The 7198-nt window shown below is 63.3% G+C and carries 6 protein-coding genes; 2 read left to right on the top strand and 4 right to left on the bottom strand.

Annotation, left to right across the window (positions count from 1 at the left end):
• Positions 1 to 50: 50 nt before the first annotated feature.
• Positions 51 to 1313 (bottom strand): alpha/beta fold hydrolase, encoded by a 1263-nt coding sequence (locus tag ZBI01S_RS08605; RefSeq protein ID WP_066059238.1) that lies wholly within the window; start codon positions 1311 to 1313, stop codon positions 51 to 53.
• Between the two features lie 305 nt (positions 1314 to 1618).
• On the opposite strand from ZBI01S_RS08605, the gene ZBI01S_RS08600 reads away from it, so the two are divergent.
• Positions 1619 to 3073, top strand: coding sequence for an amino acid permease (locus ZBI01S_RS08600; RefSeq protein WP_083524658.1), 1455 nt, complete (start codon positions 1619 to 1621; stop codon positions 3071 to 3073).
• A 9-nt stretch (positions 3074 to 3082) separates the two neighbouring features.
• Positions 3083 to 4525, top strand: a complete 1443-nt coding sequence (locus ZBI01S_RS08595) for an amino acid permease (RefSeq protein WP_066059235.1) — start codon at positions 3083 to 3085, stop codon at positions 4523 to 4525.
• A gap of 18 nt (positions 4526 to 4543) precedes the next feature.
• Here the strand turns inward: ZBI01S_RS08595 and ZBI01S_RS08590 are convergent, their stop codons facing one another.
• From ZBI01S_RS08590 to ZBI01S_RS08580, 3 genes are all read right to left on the bottom strand, one after another.
• A complete protein-coding gene (locus tag ZBI01S_RS08590) occupies positions 4544 to 5410 on the bottom strand; it encodes a M15 family metallopeptidase (RefSeq protein ID WP_159421477.1) in 867 nt (288 codons plus the stop codon).
• A 146-nt stretch (positions 5411 to 5556) separates the two neighbouring features.
• Positions 5557 to 6123: a heat shock protein transcriptional repressor HspR gene (locus tag ZBI01S_RS08585; RefSeq protein WP_370664377.1), complete on the bottom strand. Its 567-nt coding sequence runs from the start codon at positions 6121 to 6123 to the stop codon at positions 5557 to 5559.
• A 9-nt stretch (positions 6124 to 6132) separates the two neighbouring features.
• Positions 6133 to 7110 carry a DnaJ C-terminal domain-containing protein gene (locus tag ZBI01S_RS08580; RefSeq protein WP_066059229.1) on the bottom strand — a complete coding sequence of 326 codons (978 nt, stop codon included), beginning with the start codon at positions 7108 to 7110 and terminating at the stop codon, positions 6133 to 6135.
• Positions 7111 to 7198 lie beyond the last annotated feature (88 nt).

Genomic DNA, 7198 nt, shown 5'->3' with positions numbered 1-7198 from the left:
GTCTCAAGACCCCGGGCACCAGCAGGCACCCGGGGCCACCACGGCCCGAGCTAGCGAACCGTGCGGTCGTGCACCAGGTCAATCAGCTTCTGCAGCACCTTGCCGCCGGATGCGCGCAGACCGCCGTGCTCGTACTCGCTCGTCACGTACAGGTCCACATTCGGCAACAGCTCGGCCGTCTCGAGCGAATAGCTCAGCGGCACGTACGCATCGTTTGCGTAGACCGCCGCGGCCCCGCGCACCCCGCTCGCGCGAATCGCATCCGCGTCGTACAGCGTCGGCCACTCGACCTGCGCCATCCGCTCGGCCACACCCTTCCACGGTTTGAACGCCGGCACCGTGTCGCACCACTCACGGCGCACATGCTCGCCGGTGAGCAGCGTCACATCGTCCACGAAGTCCTGCGGCATCGTGCGCTCCGCCGACCAATTCGTGACGCAGCCATCCGAATAGCTCGACTCGTGAATCACGTAGTACAGCGGGTTGCGGCCACCAAACGGCAGCATCTGCGCCAGGTCGTACCGGAACGCATTCGAACGGTGATCGAGCTCGCAAAGCTCGTGCACGCGCTGCCAGCCATCCTGACCACCCAGCAGGTGACCAATCGACCGCAGCCGCGATGCCGAAACCACCTCGCCATCGGGCAGCACAATCTCACCGTTACGCGCCGCATCCACCAACCCGCGAATCACCTCGCGATCTTCGGGGAATCGACGGTAGTACCGCTCACTGATCGTGCGCATTTGGTCGTAGCAAGTGCGGTAGACGTCATCGCAGTGGCGCCCAACGGCCGACAAGCCACCGGTGAAATACACCTCACGCAGCGAATCGGCGTAGCGCGAGAGGTAGTGCAGCGTCGTAAACCCACCAAACGACTGGCCCAGTACGCTCCACTGCGCCACACCCAGGTGCTCGCGCACCGCCTCACAGTCGCGCACGATCGAGTCGGCACGCAGGTGGGTCAGGTACTCGGCGAGCTCGTCGTCACCACGAGCAAGATCGTGATCGCTCACCGGCGTCGACAGTCCCGTGCCGCGCTGGTCGAGCATCACGACGCGGTAGTCCGCGAGCGCGGCATCCAGCCAGCTCGGGTTGCGCGGCGCAAAACTCGGGCGCGGGGCCTCGCATCCGGGACCACCCTGCAAGAAGACCAGGTACGGCAGCTCGTCGCCGCCGGGGCGGGTAATCACGCGCGCGAAGACGTCGATGGTGCGGTCATCGACGTCTTCGCCCCAGACCAGTGGCAGCGTCAGCAGGTACTCGTCGAGTCGCAGGTCACCAAGTTGTTTCGTGGATGCAGTCACGTTCGTCATGCACGCATCGTACGGCCAGTGCCCGCGCCAATTCCCCACGAATGCTACCCGCCCGCGGCCTGAACCCGGCGCATCCACCACCGCCTGCGCTGCCACTTTGCGCAGGAAACGACACCTGCGAGAACAAAATGTCGGAGAAAGTGAAAAACCGCTTACTATCACCTTGCAACTCGGCATATACTGAACGCGGTCAAATTCCTCCCCGGCAGGCTGGTCCAGACGCTACCCGCGCTCGGCCAGCCTGCTGGTTTTTGCGGTGCTATTCGTTTGCTGCCACCGCAATGCCTCACTAGAGAGAACCCCACGTGAACGCAACCGAAGAACCCAACGTCACCGCGTCGCAACCCGCGACCGACCCGAAATCGCAGCCGGATGCATCCGGTCACGGCCACGGCAAACTTTCGGTCGGACTGACTGCCCGCCATATCCAGTTCATTGCGCTGGGTTCGGCAATCGGTACGGGCCTGTTCTATGCCTCGGCGGATGCGATTCGCCTGGCCGGTCCTGCGGTACTGCTCGCATACGTGGTTGCGGGTCTGGCCGTGTTCATGGTGATGCGCGCGCTCGGTGAAATGGCGCTGCGCGACCCCAGCCGTGGCGGATCGTTCGGCTACTACGCCCGCCGTTACCTCGGCCCGAGCGCCGGGTTCTTGATCGGCTGGATGTTCATCATTGAGATGCTCGTCGTCGCGATTGCTGACGTCACCGCGATCTCGATTTACCTCGCGCGCTGGTGGCCGCACGTGCCCTCGTGGGTGTGGATTGTCGGCGTCATCCTGCTGGTGACCGGCCTCAACCTGATTCACGTGAAAGTGTTCGGTGAGACTGAGTTCTGGCTCTCGATCATTAAGGTCGGCGCGATTATCGCGATGATCGTCGGTGGTCTGGCCATCATGATCTTCCACATCGGCCAGCCCGGTAGCGTGCCTCCGGGCGTTAACAATCTGGTTGACCACGGTGGTTTCGCCCCCACCGGTGTGCTCGGCATTCTGCTGTCGTTCGCGGTGGTGGTCTTCGCATTCGGTGGGGTCGAGACGCTCGGCACCGCATCGGCCGAAGTTCAGGACCCGCACCGCAACCTGCCGCGCGCGATCAACACGATTCCGTGGCGCATCCTGCTGTTCTACGTCCTCTCAATCGGTGTCATCCTCTGCCTGATTCCGTGGACCGACATCGACGGCGAGAACAGCCCGTTCGTGCAGATCTTCGACGTGCTCGGCATTGCTGCAGCCGGAGACCTGCTCAACATCGTCGCAATCACCGCATCGTTCTCGGCGCTGAACGCCGACAGCTTCGCGATCGGCCGCATGCTGCACGGTCTTGCCGCACAGGGCGACGCCCCGAAGAAGCTTGGCGAAACGAACAAGCGCGGCGTACCGTTCGCGGCCGTCATCATGGTTGCTGGCGCGCTCGTCGTCGGCCTGATCCTCAACGCCGTGGTCGAAGAAGGCCTGTTCATGATCGTGGCGAGCATCGCCACCTACGCGACCGTGTTCGTGTGGCTGATGATCCTGATTTCGCACATTGCGATGACCCACAAGATTCGCCGCGGCGAAATCGAGCAGGGGCCATTCCAGGCTCCGGGTGGTTTGATGAGCACCTACCTCGCGGCCGCGTTCATGGTGATGGTGATCGTGCTGTTCGCGTTCGATGCGAGCACCGTCCCGGCGCTGATCGTTGGTCTTGTCGGCACCGTCGTACTCGTTGCCGTTGAGCTGCTGGTGGTGCGCCCACGTCGACGCCAGCTGCACCTCGACTAGGGGGCCCGCATGACTGAGGTGAACCCCGCCGACCGTACCGCCGCATCCACCGAACCTGCCGGTGGGCGCACGAACCTTGCTCGTGCGCTCACCACCCGACACATTCAGTTCATTGCGCTGGGTACTTCGATCGGTACCGGCCTGTTCATGGGGTCGTCGGGAGCGATACAGCTTGCCGGACCCGCGGTGCTGCTCGCCTATTTGGCCGCCGGAATCGCCGTGTTCATGGTGATGCGGGCGCTCGGCGAAATGGCATTGCGTGAGCCGATGGCAATCGGATCGATCAGCCGGTACGCGCACGAATACTTGTCGCCGCAGATCGGGTTCATGGTCGGCTGGCTGTTCATTATTGAACTGCTGGTGGTGGCGATGGCGGATGTCACGGCATTCGCCGCGTACCTGGAGCGCTGGTTCCCGGGCGTGCCGCTGTGGGTATGGATTGTCGCGGCAATTGCGTCGGTGACGCTGCTCAACATGGTGCACGTAAAGGTCTTCGGCGAGACCGAATTCTGGCTGTCGCTAATCAAAGTCGTGGCGGTCATTGCCATGATCGTCGCGGGTGTCGCAATCATGCTGTTCCAGTTTGGGATGCCCGCGGGCGAGACTGCGGGCGTGCATCACCTTTGGGAGCATGGCGGGTTCATGCCCCACGGCCCGATGGGCGTGCTGCTTTCGCTGACGATCGTCGTGTTTGCCTTTGGCGGCATCGAGACGCTGGCGGTCGCGTCGATGGAGGCCGAAGACCCGGAGCGTGCGGTACCGCGCGCAATCAACACGATTCCGTGGCGCATCCTGATTTTCTATCTCGGCTCGGTCGGCGTATTGCTGTGCCTGGCGCCGTGGGATTCGATCGACGGTTCGACGAGTTCGTTCGTGCAGATCTTTGACACGATCGGCCTGCCGGGGGCTGCCGATGTGCTGAACTTCATCGTGATTTCGGCCGCGTTTTCGGGGCTGAACGCAGTGACATTCTCGATCGGCCGCATGCTGCACGGGCTCGCTGAGCTCGGGGATGCACCGCGTTCGTTCGCGCGCACGAGTGGTCGTGGCACACCGGTCATGGCGATCTTGATGGTGGCCGTGGCGGTGAGCTTCGTGCTCGTACTCAATCAGTTGATTCCCGAAGACATGTTTGCGGCGATCGCCTCGGTCGCGAGCTTCGCGGTGGTCTTTACCTGGCTGATGTTCTTGCTGAGCCACATTTCGATGCGTCGCCGAATTGCCCGCGGCGAACTCGAACCGGGCACGTTTAATTCGCCAGCCGGCATGATCGGCAGCATCTGCGCGGCCGTGTTCGTGCTCGTGCTGCTGGTGATGCTCGCGATTGAACCGCAATCGCAGATGGCCGTCATGGTTGGCGGCGTGACTACGGTCATCCTGCTCGCGCTTGGCTTCGTGGTGCGCGGGATGCGTGGGCGTCGCCTTGCCAACGACTCACGCTGTGCGGACTGATCGACTGCCGCAGCCGGACTACTTGTAGTCGGGTGCTGGACCTGCGCCGAGGAATTCTTCGTAGGTTTTGGCACCCGAATCGTGGTAGGCCTTGGCCGCGTCGACGCCGATATAGCGGAAGTGCCAGGGCTCGTATTCGTACCCGGTGACCGCCGTGCCATCCTTTGGAAAGCGCAGGATGAATCCGTACTTCCAGGCGTTTTGTTGCAGCCACTGCCCCGCCTGCGTGTCACCAAAGCAGGCTTCAAGCGCACATCCTTCACCGATGGCGCTGATGTCTGCGGCAAGGCCTGTTTGATGTTCACTATGGCCGGGCCGGGCACTCGTGGCGTCGGCGCCCTCTTGACCGAGGTCGGCAATGTACCCCTCGTAGAGCTGCTGTTGCAGGTCACGATCGCGGAACCCGCTGGTCATGTCGAGCTCGTGGCCGGCTTTCGCTGCGGCTTGGAAGAGCTCTTTGATAGCGTCGGCGGCCTCGCGGCGGAGCGAGTGGTCGTTCATCGAGGGCACACCAATGCTGGCCATTTGCACGAGTTCGCTCGGTGCGTAGTTTTCCTCACTGAGCGGGTATTGCTTATTCACCAGCACGGTGATGCTGTCGGGCGAGGTGGTGTCGTAGCGGGGTGTCGCGGGGGTGGATGCGTCGGGCGTCGCCGTGGGGGTTGGCGTCGGTGTTGCCGTGGCGCTCGGCGTGGGAGTCGGTGTGGCTTCGAGGGGGCTGGCCGTGGGCGCAAGGATGCTCATCGGCTGTGAGTTTGGCAGTTGCTGCATTGCGATCACGGTGCCACCGGCTGCAAGCGCGCAAACGGCGGCGGCGCTGCACCAACTGATTGCGGATTTCCATGCCGGTGGGTTGCTGCGCTGCTCGCTTACCTGCTCGTCCATGTCCATCCCGATTGTGTTGCGGCCACGTGATTGTGGTGTTGCCCTAGTTTGTCACGAGCGCATGCAGAATCAGCAGATTCATCCGTCTGATACGGAGCGAGTCGGATGCGGTTGCATCCCGGGAACGAGCGGGCTGGCCGGTTGACCTAGTGATTGCGGTCGCGGGATGCGTTGCCGTTGCGTTCGCGAGGCGTGTCGGTGTCGCCGGCGTCTTGCGTGTCGTCTTCGATGTCGTAGTCGATGCGCACTCGGTATTCGGTGCCGGTGACGAGGTCGGCACGCAGTGGGTGTGGCGTCCAGCGCACGATTTCGCCGCGGCGAGGACGTTCGCCGAGCATCATGGCGACCACGCTGTGTTCCCCTGCCGAGAACACGCGGCGGCTCTGACCGCTGCGAGTGCGAGCTTCGGCAAGCTCGCCTTCGAGTTCGCGGACGCGACGGCGAAGCAGTTGCACTTCTTCGCGCAATCGCAGCACACGCAGAATGCCCTCAAGACCGAGGCCTTCTTCGGAAAGTTCGGCAATTTCGCGTAGGCGAGCGATGTCAGACAGGGAGTAGCGACGGACTCGGCCTGCCGTGCGTGCGGGCACGACGAGACCGAGTCGGTCGTATTGGCGCAGGGTTTGCGGATGCATGCCGGCCAGCTCGGCCGCCACCGCGATCGGGAATACCGGGGTGGTGTCGTCTGGGTCGAGTGTTGGTGGCATGGTCATGATCGCCTCCTACCCGTGGGCTTGACGCATGAGGTCGTCGCGCGGGTTCTCGTCGTTGGACGCCTGGACAAATGCGTCGAGGGCCTCGCGCTGTTCCTTGTTGAGGTTGCTCGGTACCGCCACTTCGAGTTGCACGATCAGATCGCCGTGGCCACTCTTCTTGGGAGCACCGCGCCCGCGTACGCGCAGCTTCTTACCGGCCTGGCTATAGGCGGGAACCTTGACCTTGACGGTTGCACCGTCGGTCGTGGGCACTTCGATCGTGGCGCCGTAGACGGCTTCGGCGAAGGTGACCGGCACGGTAACCACGATGTTGTCACCCTCGCGCCGGAACACTGGGTGTTCGCGCACGGTGACTTCAAGGATGAGGTCGCCGGGTTGGCCACCGTTCGGGCTTGGTGCGCCCTTGCCGCGAAGGCGGATTTTCTGTCCGTCCTTAACACCGGCCGGTACGCGTACGGTGACGGTTCGACCGCCCTGGCCCTGCAGGTCGATCGTGTCACCGTTAAGCGCCGTCATGAAGCTCAGCGTGGTTTGTGCGCGCTGGTCGGCACCCTTGGTTGGTCCGCGTTGGTAGCCGCTTCCCGTGCCGCCGAACATGTTGAAGAGGTCTTCGTAGCCGCCACCCTGACCACCGAATCCGCCGGGGGCATAGGTGCCGCCTCGTCGTCCCGCCTGACCGAACAGGTCGCCGAATACGTCTTCGAATCCCGTCGGTCCGCCCGCTGGGCCACCGGTGAACCGAGGGCCGCCACCCATGGCGCGAATCTGGTCGTATTCCTGGCGGTCCTTGGGATCGGAGAGCACGTCGTAGGCTTCCGACACCTCTTTGAACTTGGCCTCGGCCTCGGGGTTATCGGGGTTCGAGTCTGGGTGGTACTTCCGCGCGAGGCGGTGGTACTGCTTCTTAAGGTCGGCGCTCGTGACGTCTTTTTCGACGCCGAGGATCTTGTAGAAGTCCTTCTCTAGCCAGTCTTGGCTTGCCACGCTGCGTCCTTTCCGCCTTCCGGCTCATCTTGGTACGGCAATGGGGATGCTTTGGTACTGCACCAGAGCATCCCCATTTCCGGTGCCG

The sequence above is a fragment of the [Zimmermannella] bifida NBRC 103089 genome (assembly GCF_001570925.1).
Lineage (GTDB): Bacteria > Actinomycetota > Actinomycetes > Actinomycetales > Microbacteriaceae > Gulosibacter > Gulosibacter bifidus.
This window is presented reverse-complemented; position numbering and strand designations above follow the sequence as displayed.